Origin of the sequence: Pseudomonas sp. 3JA, from assembly GCF_036961705.1 — a bacterium.
In the GTDB taxonomy this organism is placed as follows: Bacteria; Pseudomonadota; Gammaproteobacteria; order Pseudomonadales; family Pseudomonadaceae; genus Aquipseudomonas; species Aquipseudomonas fluorescens_Q.
Genome location: NZ_JBAMDJ010000068.1, coordinates 1 through 17,884 on the forward strand (window position 1 = coordinate 1; position 17,884 = coordinate 17,884).

General features: G+C 65.1%; 4 protein-coding genes. All 4 read left to right on the forward strand.

What is annotated here, in order from left to right; translation table 11 throughout:
- A partial coding sequence (locus V7773_RS29360) for a condensation domain-containing protein (RefSeq protein WP_336076385.1) occupies positions 1 to 1,849 on the forward strand: 1,849 nt, incomplete at its 5' end.
- 93 nt (positions 1,850 to 1,942) lie between these two features.
- Positions 1,943 to 12,148: an amino acid adenylation domain-containing protein gene (locus V7773_RS29365; protein WP_336076386.1), complete on the forward strand. Its 10,206-nt coding sequence runs from the start codon at positions 1,943 to 1,945 to the stop codon at positions 12,146 to 12,148.
- The gene (locus tag V7773_RS29370) at positions 12,145 to 15,990 is read left to right on the forward strand and encodes a non-ribosomal peptide synthetase (protein ID WP_336076387.1); all 3,846 of its coding nucleotides are present in this window, start codon (positions 12,145 to 12,147) and stop codon (positions 15,988 to 15,990) included. Before V7773_RS29365 ends, V7773_RS29370 begins: the two co-directional genes overlap by 4 nt.
- A 1-nt stretch (position 15,991) precedes the next feature.
- Positions 15,992 to 17,641: a cyclic peptide export ABC transporter gene (locus V7773_RS29375; protein WP_336076388.1), complete on the forward strand. Its 1,650-nt coding sequence runs from the start codon at positions 15,992 to 15,994 to the stop codon at positions 17,639 to 17,641.
- The last annotated feature ends 243 nt before the right edge of the window (positions 17,642 to 17,884 follow it).

Here is a 17,884-nt window from a genome sequence, read left to right on the forward strand (position 1 = left end):
TCAACGCATCGAGTTGGGGGAAATCGACTCAGCCCTGCTGAACCTGCCGGCCATCACTGGCGCCTGCACCCTGGTCATCGACAACCGCCTGGTGGCGTTCTACAGCAGTAGCACCGCGCAGTCGGACCTCGACACCCAGCTCGCGACCGAGCTGCCGGCCTACATGGTGCCGGCGGTGTGGGTGCAGATCCCGGCCCTGCCCCTGAGCACCAACGGCAAGATCGACCGCAAGGCCCTGGCCGCGCTGCCCTTGCCGAACACCCAGAAAGACTACGCGGCACCGCGCAACGACATGGAACGCCTGCTTTGCCAGTTGTTCAGTGAGTTGCTCGGCGAAACCTTGACCGGCGGCCGTGAAGTCGGCACCTCGGACAGTTTCTTCGCCCTGGGCGGTGACTCGATCCTCGGCCTGAAACTGATCTCGCGCTTGCGTGAGCAGGGCTATTCGCTCACGCCACGGGACTTGTTCCGTTCGCCGACCCCAGCGGCCCTGGCCCATGTGACCACGGCGCTGCTGGCCCAGGCCGAACAAGGTGATGTGACCGGGCCGATGCCGCTGATGCCATTGCACCAGTGGTTCTTCGACCAGCAGCAGGTCCAGGTCGCGCACTGGAACCAATCGGTGCTGGCCGACAGCGACCGTCGCCTGGAGCCAGCCATTGTGCAAGCCACGCTGGATCGACTGGTCGCCCACCACGACGCCCTGCGCTTGCGTTTCACTGATGTCGACGGCCAATGGCAGGCGCACATCGCCCTGGTGGCCCCGGCAAAACTGACCTGCTGCGAGCACCCGGAACAACTGCTGCAAGTCGCCCAGAGCCTGGACCTGCAACACGGCCCGCTGTTTGCCGCGGCGCTGCTGGAAGGCACCCCGCAGCGTCTGTACCTGGTGGCCCACCACCTGGTGGTCGATGCGGTGTCCTGGACGCCGCTGCTGGAAGATTTCCAGCAGTTGTACCCGGCACTGGAGCGTGGCGAGAGCCCGACGTTGCCGGCGAAAACCACCTCGTATCGTCAATGGGCCGAACACCTGCAAGCCCATGCCGCCAAGGTCGCTGCCGAACATCGCTACTGGAGTGCGCAGATCGGCGCGACCCAGCCGCCCATGGCCACGGTCGCCGAGCGCCAGACCCTGTCGGCCCGCTGGGATGCCAACCGCACGCACCAATGGCTGACCGAGTCCCACGCGGCTTACCGCACGCAACCGGAAGAACTGCTGATCGCTGCCCTCGCCGCGACCCTGGCCGAGGCCGAACAGCACAGCGACATCGTCGTGGACCTGGAGCGCCACGGGCGTGACGCACCGTTTGCCGGGCTGGACGTCGGCCGCACCGTCGGCTGGTTCACCACCCTTTACCCACTTCGGGTGAATACCAGCGGGGCCGCGGGCGATCAGGTGCGCAACGCCAAGCAAGCCTTGCGTGACGTACCTGGCCTGGGCCTCGGCTACGGCTTGCTGCGCCAGCGCGGCGAGTTGCCGGCCAGCCACGGTGATGTGCTGTTCAACTACCTGGGGCATGAGCAAACGCCAGCGGGCTGGTTGCGCGCCAGCAGCTTGACCCCGCCGCCAAACGTGGCCCCGGTGAACCGAGTGACCCATGCCCGTGAAGTGGTGGCCTGGTTGGAGGACGGCGTGTTGCGTGTCGAGTGGCACAGCGTCACGCCGAACGCCGACAGCCATTTGCCCGCTCGCCTGCTGGAACGTTTGCAGGCGCTGGTCGAACACTGCCTCGACCCGCTGGCCGGTTCGCTGATGCCCGCGGACTTCCCGCTGGCCAAGGCGCTGAACCAGAAATCCCTGGACAAGCTGCTGGGCAAGCTCAAGACCAAACCCAATTCCCAAAGCTAGTGAGCGACGCGGTGCCTGCGCAGGCCTCAGACCTGCGCGGCGCCTGGATCGACTCACTTGAGTTCTCAAGACTTTGAAATGGACCAAGCAAGCATGAACAACATCGAAGACATCTACTCCCTTTCGCCGACCCAGCACGGCCTGTTGTTCCACAGCGTCTATGAACCGGATTCGCGGGTTTATTACCAGCAACTGAGCCTGGACATGAACGGCCCGCTGCAACTGAACGCGTTTCGCGGTGCCTGGCAGGCGCTGATGCAGCGCCACGCGGTGCTGCGCAGTGCGTTTCTCTGGGAAGAACTGGACGATGCCTATCAGGTGGTGCAACAGGAAGTAGCCCTGCCCCTGACCGAACTGGACTGGCAAGACCGCGCCGAGCCACAGGCCGCGCTGGAACAGTTGGCGCTGGAGCAGCGGGCGCAACCCCTGGAACTGAATGAGTCGCCGCTGATGCGCGTGTGCCTGGTGCGCCTGGCCCCCGAGCGCTGGCACCTGATCTGGACCTTCCATCACATCCTCATGGACGGCTGGAGCGTCGGCATCGCCGTCCAGGAGTGGCTGGCGCTGTACTACGAACAAGCCCACGGCCGCCCCGCGCACCTGGCGCCGACCCGCCCTTATCGGGACTACATCGCCTGGCTGGCGGAACAGGACATGGCCGCCACCGAAGGGTTCTGGCGCGAGCAGTTGCAGGACGTCAGCGAGCCGACCCCGCTGCCCACCTTTGCCGTACGCCAGGCAGCACCGGCAGGAGCGCCGTTCGCCGAACGGGAAAGCCTGCTGACGGCCAGCGAAACCGAGCAACTGGCCCACTTCGCCCGCCAGAGCGACCTGACCATCAATACCCTGATCCAGGGCGCCTGGGCACTGCTGCTGGGCCAACACGCCGGGCGTGACGACGTGATCTATGGCGTCACCGTCGCCGGGCGTCCGGAGAACCTGGCGGCGGTGGACAGCACCGTCGGACTGTTCATCAATACATTGCCGTTGCGCGTGCAATGGGCTGACGAGCCGACGCTGGTGACCTGGCTGCAACACTTGCAGCAAGCCAACAGCGATCTGCGTCACCACGCCTACCTGCCGCTGGGCAAGCTCAAGTCGATGACGCGCATCGCCGCCGAACAGGCGCTGTTCGACTCGATCCTGGTGTTCGAGAACTTCCCGGTCACCGACGCGCTCAACCAGGACACCGGCGGCTTGAGCTTCAGTGCCCCGAGCAGCGACCAGCAGGCCGACGGCATTACCCTCACTCAAGGCCGCAACCACTTCCCGCTGTCGCTGATCGTGGTGCCGGACAAACAACTGCATTATCTGATCAGCTACGACCGCAGTCGCTTCAGCGACGCCGAAGTCGCAGTGTTGTCGGCACAATTGCGCGCCATCCTGTTGGCGATGACGGCGCAAGCGCAATGCCGGGTCAGCGAGCTTGAATGGCTGAGCCCTGAAGAACGCCAGCAACTGCTCGGGCAGGGTCGCGGCGTGCAACTGCCGGTGCCGCATGCGTGCCTGCACCTGCGCTTCGAACAACAGGTGGCCGCTCACCCGGAACACCTGGCGGTCCGCGACCGTCAGGTCGCCCTGACCTACCGTGAACTGGACCAGCAGGCCAACCGCCTCAGCCAGTATTTGCGCGCCCAGGGTATCGGCCACGACAGCGTCGTGGCATTGGCGCTGGAACGCAGCACCGAGTTCGTGATTGCCCTGCTGGCCACCCTCAAGGCCGGCGCCGCCTATCTGCCGCTGGACCTCAAGCAGCCCGCCGGGCGCCTGGCCGATGTGCTGGTGGACAGCCGCGCCGCGCTGCTGATCGGCGCGACCGCCTCACCCCTGCTCAAAGGCCTGGGCGAGCACACGCCGACACTGTGGCTGGCGGAACAAGCCGAGGCCATCGCCTCCCACCCAGACACGCCACCGACCGTGGCCCACAGCCCGACTGACGCCGCCTACGTGATCTACACCTCAGGCTCCACTGGCACCCCTAAAGGTGTGGTGGTCGAGCACCAGTCCATCGTCGATTACCTGACGGCAGTGCACGCGGTACTAAACCCGCCGCCGGCCGCCCGCTACGGCTTGCTGTCGAGCATTGCCGCCGACCTTGGCCACACCCAGCTGTTCGGCGCCCTGTGCAGCGGCGCCTGCCTGTTGCTGGTGGATGAAGACAGCGGCTTCAGCCCCCTGGCACTGGCCGAACTTTTCGAGCAACACCCGGTGGATGTGCTGAAGATCACCCCAAGCCACCTGGCCGGTCTGTTGCAGGCGCTGCCCGATGCACGCTTGTTGCCGCGCGCCCTACTGGTCTTCGGTGGCGACGCCCTCGGCCCGGCGCTGCTGGAGCAGGTCAACCGCCTGGCCCCAGGGCTCAGGGTGTTCAACCACTATGGGCCGAGCGAAGCGACAGTCGGGGCGATCGCCACCGAACTGCCCGCGGGCCTGCGCAGCATCGCCCTCGGTCGGCCGCTGCCGAACCGTCAATTGCAAGTGGTGGATGCCAACGGTCGGCTGGTGCCCACCGGGGTGTCCGGTGAGCTGCTGATCAACGGTGCCCTGGCCCGGGGTTACCTGCACCGCCCGGACCTGACCGCTGAACGCTTTCATCTCGACGCGGATCAGCAACGCTGGTATCGCACTGGCGACCGCGTGCGCTGGCAAGTGGACGGCCAATTGGCGTTCCTCGGCCGGGTCGACAGCCAAGTCAAGATCCGTGGCAACCGCCTGGAGCTGGGCGAAGTCGAGGCGCAGCTCAAGCGCCTGTCGCCGCTGATCGAGCAGGCGCTGGTCCGCGCTGTGGAACTGGACGGCAGCCTGCGCTTGGTGGCCTACCTGGTCGCCAGCCAATCGCTGTCCGCCACGAAACTGCGTAACGACCTCGCAGCGCGGGTGCCGGACTACATGGTGCCGGCACACTTCATCACCCTCGACGAACTGCCCCTGACCCGTAACGGCAAGGTCGATGTCCAGCGCCTGCCGCTCCCGCAAAAACCCACGGACGACAGCGCCACCCACGTTGCCCCGCGCAATGAAGTCGAAGCGCAACTGGCCGCCATCTGGCAGGAGGTGTTGAAGCTTGAGCGTGTCGGCGTGCATGACAACTTCTTCGCCTTGGGCGGCGACTCGATCATCAACTTGCAAATCATCGCTCGCGCCAACCAGCAAGGGCTGAAACTCACGCCCCGCCAGCTCTTCGAAAACCGCACCATCGCCGACATTGCCCGGGTACTGGGCGCCGATGCCAGCCAGGGCGTGGCACAAGACATTGCCGATGGCTACGAACTGCCGCTGGCCGCCGGGCAACTGGCCCGCGTGCAACAAGGGCCGTTGCACGCGACTTGGCGTTGCGTGGCGCTGACCCAGGCGATCGACAGCGAGCTGCTGAGCCAGGCCATCACCGCCTTGCAGCAACACCACCAAGCCTTGCGCCTGGCGCTCAAGGCCCTGCCGGAAGGCGAATGGCAGCAACGGGTGCTGGTCGCGGCCAAGCCCCCGGTCATCACCACCGAGACACTTGAAGCCAGCGCCCCGGCGCAACTGCAAACCCTGGCCCAGGCCGGTGTCGATGCGCTGGACTTGGAGGCCGGCCAAACCCTGCACGCCAGCTTGCTGGAAGTGGGCGGCAAGCACGCCGTGCTGCTGGCCGCTCATCCGCTGTGCCTGGACGAAGCCTCTTGGTCGCTGCTGCTGACTGACCTCAACCTGGCCTTGGCGCAACTGCGTTATCAGCGGCCAGTACGCCTGTCCTATGCCGGTGGTGACTTCACCCAGTGGACTCGGCACCAACAGGCTCACGCACAGGGCGATGCCCTGGACGACGCCTGGGAACATTGGCTGCAATTCGCAGGGGTGGAACCGCTGCAACTACCTGACAGCCATCAGCCGGCCAGCGTGATCGAACAGACCCTGGCGGCTGCCACCTCAGGCGAACTCAAGCGCCTGGGCGAAGTGCTGCAACTGGACTGGAACAGCCTGCTGGCCGCGGCCGTGGCCGAACAGTGCCGAGAACTGTGCGGCAACGGCCTGGTCGCGCTGAGCGTGCACGGCGCCCGACCGAGTGTCGAGCGCTTGCCGGTCGCGGCGCCCATTGCCGTGGCCGACCTCGACCCGGCACGCATCGTGGGGCCGTTGGCACTGGCGGTACCGTATTTCCTCCAGCCCGAAGGCGACAGCCTGCTGCAACGCTTGCAGGCACTGGCCGCGCAGATGCGCGCCTACCCGCAACACGGCGTCGACTATGGCGCCCTGCGCTACCTGTCGGACAACACCTACCTGCAAGAACCGTTGCGCGACCTGCCAACGGCCTCGGTCGCCATTCGCTGGCTGGGCAACCTCGACAGCCACCGCGAAGAGCGCGGCATCCTGGCCCAGGTCGAAGCCGCAAACCCGTCGGCAGCTTTGCCTTGCTCACTGACCCTGGACGCCTGGTGGCAGGATGACTGCCTGCACCTGCGCAGCCAGGGTACCCTCGCCGCCGAATGGGCACCGCGCCTTGCTCAACGCATGAGCGAACTTGCCGGGCTCGTCGCCGCACCGGACCTGCGCCCTGCCAGCCAGGCATTCGCGCTGTGCCACAAACAAGCGGCGACCCTGGCGGCCGAGCCGCTGGACTGGTTGAACATCGAAGACGTCTACCCGCTGTCGTCGATGCAACAGGGCATGCTTTTGCACACCCTGTTGCAACCCCACAGCGGCATCTACCTGATGCAACAACGCTACAGCTGGGACGGGGTCTTGCAGCGTCCGGCGATGGAAGCTGCGTGGCAGCTGTTCCTCGAACGCCATCCAATGATGCGGACCGCCTTCTGGTGGCAGGACGACCATGAGCCGCTGCAATGCGTGTACCGCCAAACCCATCGGGCGTTCGACTGGCAGGACCTGCGCCATCTCGACGAAGAGCAGCAACGCGAGGCAATGGACCAGGCCCTCGAAGCACAGCGCCTGCAAGGTTTCGACATGGCCTGCGCACCACTGACCCACCTGCGGGTGTTCCAACTCGATGAGCGGCGCTTCGCCGTGGTACGCAGCTTCCACCACATCCTGACCGACGCCTGGTGCTTCGGCCTGCTGATGGAAGACCTGCTGGCGATCTACCAGGCCATCGTGCGCCAGGAGCCGGTGGCCCGTCCGCGCTTGCGCTCGTTCCGCGGCTACATGAGCTGGCTGGAACGCCATGACATGGCCGCCGCACACGCGTTCTGGCAGGCCGAAATGGCCGGTTTCAGCGAGCCGACGCCACTGCATGTGGACAGCCCCGCGGCCGGCCCGGAACAGGCGCCGGAACAGGTCGGTGACTTCGACCAGACCCTGAGCATCGCCCAGACTCAGCGTCTGCAGCAGCTGTGCCAGCAATACCAACTGACTCCCAACACCTGGATCCAGGGCGCCTGGGCGCTGTTGCTGTCGCGCTACAGCGGCAACCGCGACGTGCTGTTCGGCGTGACCGTCGCTGGCCGCCCGACCGACCTCGCCGGTGTAGAAGAAATGGTCGGGCTGTTCATCAACAGCTTGCCACTGCGCATCGATGTCGACCCAGCGGCCCCCGTGGCCGACTGGCTGCAGGCACTGCTGTTCCACAACGCACAATTGCGCGAACACGAAAGCGCGTCGCTGGTGGACATCCAGCGTTGCAGCCAGGTGCCGCGCGGCCAGCAGTTGTTCGACAGCCTGGTGGTGTTCGAAAACGCCCCGCTGGACATCAGCAGCGTGCAACTGGACGCCTTCAGCATCGACATCTACGAAGACCGGGTGCACACCAACTTCCCGATGACGGTGGTGTTGTACCCCGGCGACCGCCTGGGCATTCGTTTGTCCTACGACAGCCAGCGTTTCAGCACAGACACCGTACAGCGCATGCTCGGGCATCTGGTGCAGCTGCTGTCGGCCATGCTGGAGACACCGCAGGCACCCTTGGGCAGCCTGCACATGCTGCCCGAAGCGGAACGCCGGCACCTGCAGATCGACTGCAACCGCAGCGACGTCGACTTCCCGCTGGAACGCGGCTATGCAGCGTTGTTCGCCGAACAAGTGCGCAGCCGCCCGCACCACCTGGCCGCCGTGTGCCAGGGACAATCGCTGACCTACGCCGAACTGGATCGCCGCGCCAACGCCATCGCCCATGCGCTGCAAACCGCCGGCGCCGGCCCGGAAACCCTGGTGGCGCTGTTCGCCGAGCGTGGCCTGGCGTTGCTGACGATGATGATCGCCACACTCAAGGCCGGCGCCGCATTCCAGGCCTTGGACATCCAACAGCCCCACGCACGCCTGGCGGAACTGCTGGACCTCGGTGACGCGCCGCTGTTGCTGGTGTGCGAGCACGCGACCTCGACACTGGACAACGTCCTGCCGCAGATGCGCAAGCAGCCCACCTGCCTGGTCGCCCAGGCGCTCTGGCAAGGCCGCGAACAGCCATCGGTCAGCTATGCGCACCAGCCGGATCAACTGGCCTACGTGATCTTCACCTCCGGTTCCACCGGCACGCCAAAAGGCGTGATGGTGGAACAACGCGGGATGCTCAACAACATGTTCGGCAAGATCCCGAGCCTGGGCCTGGGTGAGCACGACCGGATTGCCCAGACGGCTTCGGCGGCGTTCGATATCAGCGTATGGCAGTTCCTCGCCGCACCGCTGTTCGGCGCCACCGTGCACATTCTTCCCGATGCCCAGGCCCACGACCCCGTGGCCCTGCTCGACGCCGTCCAGGAGCAGCAACTGACGCTGCTCGAAACCGTGCCGGCGCTGATTCGCGGCATGCTCCAGGAAAGCCAGGCACACCACAGCCTGGCGAGCCTGCGCTGGCTGTTGCCGACTGGCGAGGCACTGCCGCCGGCCCTGGCGCGAGACTGGTTCGCACGCTTCCCGGCGATCCCGTTGATGAACGCCTACGGTCCTGCCGAATGCTCGGACGACGTGGCCTTCTACCCCATCACTGAAGCACCGGCCGACGACTGCTTGCACATGCCCATCGGCACGCCGACCGCCAATAACCAGGTGTTCGTTCTCGACTCGGCGCTGCGCCTGGTCCCTGTGGGTGTACCCGGCGAATTGTGCATCGGTGGTGTCGGCGTGGGTCGCGGTTACCTGCGCGACCCGCAACGCACCCGCGAGGCTTTTGTCCCGCACCCGTTCCAAGCCGATGCGCGCCTGTATCGCAGCGGTGATATCGGCCGGATGCGTGAGGATGGCGTGATCGAATACCTCGGCCGTCGCGACCAGCAAGTGAAGATCCGTGGCCACCGCATCGAGCTGGGCGAGATCGAAAACCGCTTGATGCAACACCCGGCGGTGGACAGCTCGGCGGTGCTGGCGTTGCCCGACGCCCGCGGCGCCTTGCAACTGGTGGCCTGGTATGTGCTCGACGAGACGGCCGACCTGGGCGGCGAGCCTGCGCAACAGGTATTGAGCGCATACCTGGGCCAGCAACTGGCAAGCTACATGGTCCCGGCCCGTTGGCTGGCCCTTGGACAGTTGCCGCTGAACGCCAATGGCAAGGTCGACCGTCGTGCCCTCGCCGCCTTGGGTGTGCCCCAGGACGAGGCGGTACAGGCGCAATCCATTGCGCCACGCACGCCGACCGAACACGTCCTGGCCGAACTCTGGCAGGAAATTCTCGGCCTGGACAACGTCAGTGTGCACGACGACTTCTTCGCCATCGGCGGTCACTCGCTGATGGCCACCCAAGTCTTGTCGCGAATTCGCCGACGGTTGAACGTGAACCTGCCGCTGCGCACCCTGTTCGAACGCGGCACCCTTGAGCAACTGGCCCAAGCGGTCGATCAGCAACGCAACGCCCAGACCGAGGCCGACGGTGACACCGAGATGGCCCCAGCGCCGCGCAACCAACCGCTGCCGCTGTCCTACAGCCAGCAACGGTTGTGGTTCCTGGATCGCTTCGAAGGCCCTAGTGCCGCCTACAACATGACCACCACCGTCAGGCTGCGTGGCGCGCTGGACATCGCGGCGCTGCAAGGAGCCTTGCAGGCGGTGTTCGAACGCCATGAGTCCTTGCGCACCGCGTTCCACCTCCATGGCGACCAACCTTGCCAGGTCATCAACCCGGCACCGCTGGTGGACTTGACGCCAACCGAGCTGAGTGACCTGGACAGCGCAGAGCAGGCGCAAAGCCTGCAGCGCCTGATCGATGAACAGGCCGCGCGCCCGTTCGACTTGCAACAGGCGCCGATGCTGCGCGCCAACCTGCTGCGCTTGGGACGCGAGGACCATGTGCTGCAACTGGTGCTGCATCACATCGCCACTGACGCCTGGTCCATGGGCATCCTGATGCAGGAACTGATCGTCGGGTACCAGGCACGCATCAGCGGTTCGACCCCCGTGTTGCCGGTGTTGCCGATCCAGTTCGCCGACTATGCCTACTGGCAACGCAGCGAAGCGCAACAGCGCCTGCTCGCGCGGGCAATCGATTACTGGCGCCGCCAGCTCGACGGCGCGCCAACGTTGATCCCGTTGCCCCTTGACCAGCCACGCCCGGCACGCCCCGACTACCAGGGCGCGGCCCTCGAGCAACGCTTCACGCCGGCCCAGGCCCAGGTGCTGAAGGCCTATGCGCAAGCGCAACGGGCAACACTGTTCATGGTCTTGCTCAATGCCTTCAACAGCCTGTTGCAGCGGGCCACCGGGGCCAACGAGTTCATCGTCGGCACCGACCTGGCCAACCGCGAACATCCGGCCCTGGAACATCTCATCGGGTTCTTCGTCAACGTGTTGCCGATCCGTGCCCGCCTGAGCGAGGGCGAAACCTTTGACACCCGCCTGCAACGCTTGCGCGAGGATTGCCTATCAGCGTTCCAACACCAGCAAGTGCCGTTCGACAAACTGGTGGAGGAGTTGCAGCCGCCGCGTACGCCAGGGGTCAACCCGTTGGTCCAGGTGTTGTTCGTCATGCAGAACACGCCCAGTGGCAATGCCAGCCTGCCGGACCTTGAAGTGGAGCACTTGGTAGCCCCCCAGGAGAGCAGCAAGTTCGACCTCGCCGTGTTTGTCGAAGAGGACGAAGAGCAAGGCCTGAACGTGCGCTGGGTGTACCGCACCAGCGTGTTGCAGGAGCAGACCATCCAGCGCCTCGAACAGGGCTTCGAACACCTGCTGGAGCAGATCGTCTCGGCCCCCGCCCAGGCATTGGAGCAGTGGTCGTGGCGCCTTGAGGGCAGCCACGCTGACGCCGCGTCCCAGGCTGATTCGTCGCTCGACGAGGCCTCGGCCCGCAGCGCGCGCAAGCAGTCGAAACTGAGCAAGCTCAAGCAGACTCGTGCAACCGCCGTGAGCCAGGTGGCCCACGAGCAGGTCCGTACCCGCACCCTCAACGCCGGGCAAGCCTTGCCGTTGGTGATCGAGCCGTTGCTCGGCGACCTGGACCCGGTGCACTGGGCGCTGCAAGCCCGGGAATGGATCAATGCCCAGTTGCTGACCCACGGCGGCCTGCTGTTCCGGGGTTTCAACCTGCCGGACGCTGGCGCTTTCGAACAATTCGCCCAGGCCATCGAACCCGACCTCTACGGGACCTACGGAGACCTGCCGAAAAACACCTCGGGCAAGAACATCTACCACTCCACGCCGTACCCGGAACAGCACATGATTCTCTTCCACAACGAGAGCTCCCATCTGCCGCAGTGGCCACGCAAGCAGTGGTTCTATTGCGAAACGCCGGCACCGCGCGGCGGCTGCACGCCCATTGTCGATTGCCGGCAGGTGTTGGCGCGCTTGCCCGAGGACATCGTCGCTCGCTTCAAGGCCCTGGGGCTGCTTTACGTGCGACACTTCACCGACAAGCTGGATGTGCGCTGGCAGGACTTCTTCAAGACCGAACAGCGCGAGGAAGTCGAGCGCCAATGCCTGGCGTCGGGCATGCGTTGGGAATGGCTGGGGGCCGACAACCTGCGGATCGCCCAACATTGCCCGGCCATCGTCGGGCATCCCGAGACAGGAGAACTGTCGTTCTTCAACCAGGTGCAACTGCACCACACCGCCTGCCTGGAACCGGAAGTACGCAGCAACCTGATCAGCCTGTTCGGCCCCGGGCACCTGCCCCGCAACGTGTACTACGGCGACGGCAGCGTGATCGAAGACGCGGTGATGCAAGTGATCGGCGAGGCGTATGAACATTGCGCGGTACGTTTTACCTGGCAAAAAGGTGACATGGTCATGTTGGACAATATGTTGGTGGCTCACGCCCGGGATCCCTTCGAGGGCGAACGCAAGATCTGCGTCGCCATGGGCCAGATGATGCGCCGCGAAGAACTGACGGGGCAGTTGCCCGAAGCACAGCCGCTGCCGGCTTCGGAGGTGCAGGCATGACCGCCTTTGAGAAACGTGAAGAAGCCTTCGCCCTCTCGCCGCAACAGCGCAGCCAATGGCTGGCGGGCTTGCCGCCCGTGCGCCTGGAGTTGGAGATCACCGGCGCGTTGGCGCTGGAACGCCTGCAGCAGCGGCTGGCCGCGTTGAGCGCTTGTCACGAGGCCTTGCGCCTGAGCGTGCGGCCCGAGCCGGGCCTACTGATGCCGCTGCAAGTGGTCGAGCCCACCGCCAGCGCAGCTGACGCGATCAGTGTCGAAGTGCAATCGGTGGGCGACGATCGCCACCGGGTGACACTGCAACTGCCGGCGCTGAGCGCGGATCGCGGCACCTTGCTGCGCCTGGCCCAGGCGTTGGGATCGACGGATGCACCGTGCCTCGATGACGAGGCCATGACCTACACCCAATACAGTGCCTGGCTCCATGAATTGCAGGCCGATGATGACGCCGAGCCTGGTCGGCGCTTCTGGGCCAGCCAGGCCTTGGACGAACCAGCCGGAAGCGAGCTGCTCTACCGCCAGGTGCGCAACGACCGCCACGACGCCCCGGTAACCACCCGCCTGCTCGCCAACCCGCAATTGAGCAGTGCCCTGGATCGCTTTTGCCAGCGTCACGGAGCATCGCCCGAGCAGGTGCTGATGAGCGCCTGGGGCGTGCTGTTGCAACGCCTGAGTACCGGTGACAGCCCGGCATTGACCTTGAATTGGGTACACGATTGCCGCGACGACTACGAGGAACTCGAAGACTGCTGGGGTTTATTCGCCAAGCCCCTGCCCTTGCGCTGGCAACCGGCTGCGAACAGTTCATTTGTCCAGGCACTGGAGAGCCTGCAGTCGCTGTGCGAGCAAGCCATCGAATGGCAGGAATACTGCGGCGTCAGCACCGCACTGCCGGCCGAAACCCTGCACTACGGTTTCCAGTGGGGCGCACACCTGTCCGATCGACTCGACATCCTGGGCAGTCTTGCATCGACGCTCACTGTATTGGATGCGCAAGCCATCCCGGCAGGCATGGAGTTGCTGCTGGTTGCCGAAACGGTCAACCACGAAACCAGAGGTCCTGGCTATCGGCTGAACCTGCACCATCTGCCGAGCCGCTACAGCGAACAAGCCGCCTTGACGCTTCTGGAGCAGTTCCAATCGCTGCTGTTCGATGCCCTCGCCAACCCAGGCAAGCCCCTGGCCGAGCTGTCGTTGCAGGCGCCGAGCTTCAGCGCGACGCTGGCCGCCCGGCAGGGCGACGTCGCTGCCCCGTCGTTTGCCAGCGTACCAGCGCGTTTCGCTGAATGCGCCGCGCAGTTCCCCGAGCATTTGGCCCTGCGCGACCATCACGGGCAACTGAGCTACGCCCAATTGCAGGCCCACAGCAACCAACTGGCGCGTTACCTGCGCGCTCAAGGCGTAGGTCGCGAAGACCGCGTCGCCTTGTACCTGGATCGCTCGTCGCAGATGGTCCTGGCCATGCTCGCCGTGCTCAAGAGCGGCGCGGCGTTCGTCCCCCTGGACGTGCATCAGCCTGCACAGCGCTCCCTGGCCATCCTGCAACAGGCGCAGCCCATCTTCGTGCTGAGCGGTTCGGCCGGCAGCGCCCCCACGTTGCCCGGCATCGGCAGCCTCGACCTGCGGGACGAAGCGACCTGGCAGCAAGCATCCGCCACGCCAGTCGACGTCGAGATCCACGCCCAGGACGCGGCTTACGTGCTGTTCACCTCCGGCAGCACCGGGACGCCCAAAGGTGTCATCGTCGAACATCGGCAGCTCGCCAGTTATGTCGCCAGCGTGTCCCACCGCCTGGCGCTGGCGCCCGGCGAACGCAGCGCGGTGGTCACTTCCCTGGCCGCCGACCTGGGCTACACGTTGCTGTTCCCGGCACTGCTCAGCGGCGGTGAATTGCACCTGCTGGACAAGGAAACGGCCATGGACGCCCAGGCCTGGGCTGCCTGGCAGGCGCAGTACCCGATCGACCACCTGAAGATCGTGCCGTCGTTGCTCGACGCCTGGTTGATTCACGCCCAAAGCGCTGCCGTGTTGCCACGCAAGCAATTGATCCTCGGTGGCGAAAACTGTTCGCGGCGCCTGTTGCAAAGCATTCGCGGCCTCGCGCCGACGCTGGCAGTCTTCAACCATTACGGCCCGACCGAAACCACCGTTGGCGTGGTGATGCACAAAGCCGAGCCAGCCATGGATTATCGCCGCCTGCCCCTCAGCGACCGTCTCGACGGCATGCGCCTGTACCTGCTCGACGAACAGCAAGCGCTGGCCGCCCCCGGCCAAAGCGCCGAGCTGTATATCGCCGGCCCGCAACTGGCCCGCGGTTACCTAGACGCGCAACAAAGCGCCGGGCGTTTTATCGAGCTGGCGCACCTGCCTGGCGAACGCCTCTATCGCACCGGCGACCTGGCCCGCTATCGCCATGACGGTAGTCTGGAAATCACCGGACGCGCAGACCGCCAGGTAAAAATCCGTGGTTTCCGCGTGGAGCTCGACGAGATCCAGGCGCAGCTGACCGGCCTTCCCGGTGTCGCCCAAGCTGCCGTGGAATGCGTCCCCCGGGGCGAGCTCGGCCAGCAACTGTTCGCCTTCATGACCCTGGCACCTGGGCATTCGACCACGGTCGCCCGGCTGCATGGCCAGGCCCAGGATTGCTTGCCGGACTACATGCTGCCCACCCTGCGGATCGTCGAAGCCTTGCCGCTGATGAGCAACGGCAAGCTCGACCGCAAGACCCTCCAGCAATGGGCCGATAAAGTTCTCGACACGGTCGGCAGCGCCTTGCCGCGCACACCGCTGGAAGCCCTGCTCGCCGACGTCTGGGCGCAGGTGCTGGGCCTGGAGCGGGTGGGCATCGACGATGACTTCTTCGAACTGGGCGGCCATTCCCTGGCAGCAGTGACCCTTGCCAGTCGCCTGCAGACCGCGCTGTCGGCGCCGGTGACGGTCAATACGGTGTTCAATGCCCCGAGCGTCTCGGCGTTTGCGGCGCTGGTACAGGCCGAGCTCAAGCTCTCGCCGCTGGTCCGGCTATCGGCGCCCAACGCCGTTGAAGCCGCCAACCTGTTCTGCTTCCACCCCTCCACCGGCCACGTGCAGGATTACCGCACGCTGCTGGCGCCGCTTTCGGGCTGGCATCTGTGGGGCTTGCAGGCGGCGTACCTGAGCGACGACAGCACAGCGCTGGGCGGCGATATCGAGAGCCTCGGCGCGCTTTATGTCGAGCACCTGCGCCAGCAGCAACCGCAGGGGCCTTATCACCTGTTGGGCTTCTCCCTTGGCGGCCTGCTCGCGATTGCCGCGGCCGCTCGCCTGGAAAGCCAGGGTGAAGAAGTGGCGTTTCTCGGTATCATCGACTCGCAATACCAGCATCAGGCGCTGGAAGACGGTGTCGAAGCTCTGCTGGAATCGGCTTCCCAAGCACTGACACCGGACAGCCAGGCCGTGTTGCGCCAGTTGCCGTCGCCGATCATGGCCGCGCTGCTGGCGCAACTGGACGCCCTGCCCCCAGCGGCACGCCTGCCGGAACTGGTCCAGTGGGCACGGCAACAAGGCCTGCAACTCGATGGCGACAGTTGGGAGCATTTGCAAACGCGGCTGCGCTACCAGCAGCATACGCAGCATCTGCTGGGGACTTTCAAACCTGCCCGGCTAAGGTGCCCAGTGCATGTCTGGTGGGCCAGCGACACCCTGGCCCAGCCTGACTTCGCCGACCCGCAGTGGGAACGCCTGAGCAGCGGGCCATTGACCCGCGAGGTCATCGCAGCACAACACCTCACCATCCTTGAGCAACGCGCCTTGCATGAACAGTTGGCGGCGCGTCTCACGGCCATTGCTACACACGGAGCGGTTTGAAATGGATCTGTTGTTACTCATGGCTAAACGTTCATGGCGCGCACTGCTGGTGGCGACCCTGACGGGGCTGACCTGCGGCCTCGCAGCGGCCGGCCTGATCGCCAACATCAACCACAGCCTGGAGGTGTTCGATAAGCTGCGCCCAGTGGATGGCCTGCTCTTCGCCGGCCTCGTGGTGTTGGTGGCGGTGTCGCGGATCATTTCCGACATCAGCCTGCTACGCCTGGGCCAGGCCGCGGTCAACGACATGCGCCTGCACCTGAGCGCCAAGCTGATCGACACGCCCTACGCGCAATTGCAGCGCCTGGGCAAACATCGCCTGCTGGCAATGCTCACCGACGATACGCAAACCATCAGCCAGGCGGTGGAATTGGTGCCGATCCTGCTGGTCAACGTCGGGATCATCGTCGCCTGCCTGGGCTACCTGGGCTGGCTCAGCATGCCGCTGCTGGGCCTGACGCTGCTGCTGATCGCCCTGGGTAGCCTGAGCTTTCACTGGCCGCAACGCCGGGCGCTGACCTCGATTTCCCGCGCTCGCGAGCTCAAGGACCAGTTGTTCAATCAATACCGCCTGCTCACCGATGGCAGCAAGGAACTGCAACTCAACCATCCGCGCCGGCAGTACTTCTTCACCCGCCTGCTGATACCGGTGAGCCAGCAATATCGCCGCGATTTTGTTCGGGGCATGAGCATCTACGCCCTGGTCCTGAACTGGGGCAATGCGGTGTTCTATATGCTGATCGGCGTGGTGCTGTTCGCCGCGCCGCATTTCATCGACCTGGGCGTGAGCCTGGTCACCGGCTATATACTGGCGATCCTCTACATGATCACGCCGCTGTCGGAGCTGATGCACGCCTTGCCGACCCTCGGCCGGGCCAGCGTGGCGCTGAACAAGATCCGCGCCCTGGAAGGCCAGATGCAAGCCGCCGACGAGGCCCTCGACACGATCTCGCCAACCCAGGTTCGCAGCCTGGTGTGCCGCCAGGTCACCCACACTTATTACCGCGAACGCGAGGACGGTCATTTCACCCTGGGCCCGATCGACCTCACCCTCAATGCCGGCGAAGTAGTATTCATCACCGGCGGCAACGGCAGCGGCAAGACCACCCTGGCCTTGTTGCTGACTGGCCTGTACCGGCCGGAAAGCGGTGACATCATGCTCGACGAGCAAGTGTCCTCGAGTAATGACAACCACCATTTCCGGCAGCACTTCTCGGCGATCTTCACCGACTTCTGCCTGTTCGAAAACCTGTTCGATGGCGACGATCCACACCTGGTGAAACAGGCGCAGGACTACCTGGTGCACTTGCAACTGGACCACAAGGTGAAAATCGAAGAAGGCAAGCTGACGACGCTGGCGCTGTCCACCGGGCAACGCAAGCGCCTGGCGCTGCTCAGTGCGTACCTGGATGATCGCCCCTGCTACCTGTTCGACGAATGGGCCGCCGACCAGGATCCCGTGTTCAAGCACTTTTTCTACACCCGGATCCTGCCGGACCTGCGCGAGCGCGGCAAATTACTGATCGTCATTTCCCATGACGACGCCTACTTCAGCCTGGCCGACCGGCTGATCCGCATCGAACATGGCAAGCTCAGCGAAGTCGCCCCGCAGGCTGATGCGATGCTCGTGGCCGAAATGCTGCCCACGTGAGAATGCACCCATAATTGCAGGGCGACCCCCAGCCCAGGTGTAGGAGAGAGCCCCCGCTGGGCTGCGCAGCAGCCCCTCTCAAGCTCACTCAATCAACCTGACCCACCGCGTTGCCGGGCTCCAGGGCTGCTGCGCGCCCCAGCGGGAGCAAGCTCCCTCGCCACGGGAATTGGGCTCGGCGTGGGTTAAGGGAATGCCTCGAATCAGTGTCAGTTTCAAGAGCAAATCGGTTGGTCGACCGGG

What these genes read in the sequence shown, in the direction of transcription:
- V7773_RS29365 (WP_336076386.1), top strand. Translation starts at nt 1,943, where the DNA reads ATGAACAACATCGAAGACATCTACTCCCTTTCGCCGACCCAGCACGGC.
- V7773_RS29370 (WP_336076387.1), top strand. Translation starts at nt 12,145, where the DNA reads ATGACCGCCTTTGAGAAACGTGAAGAAGCCTTCGCCCTCTCGCCGCAA.
- V7773_RS29375 (WP_336076388.1), top strand. Translation starts at nt 15,992, where the DNA reads ATGGATCTGTTGTTACTCATGGCTAAACGTTCATGGCGCGCACTGCTG.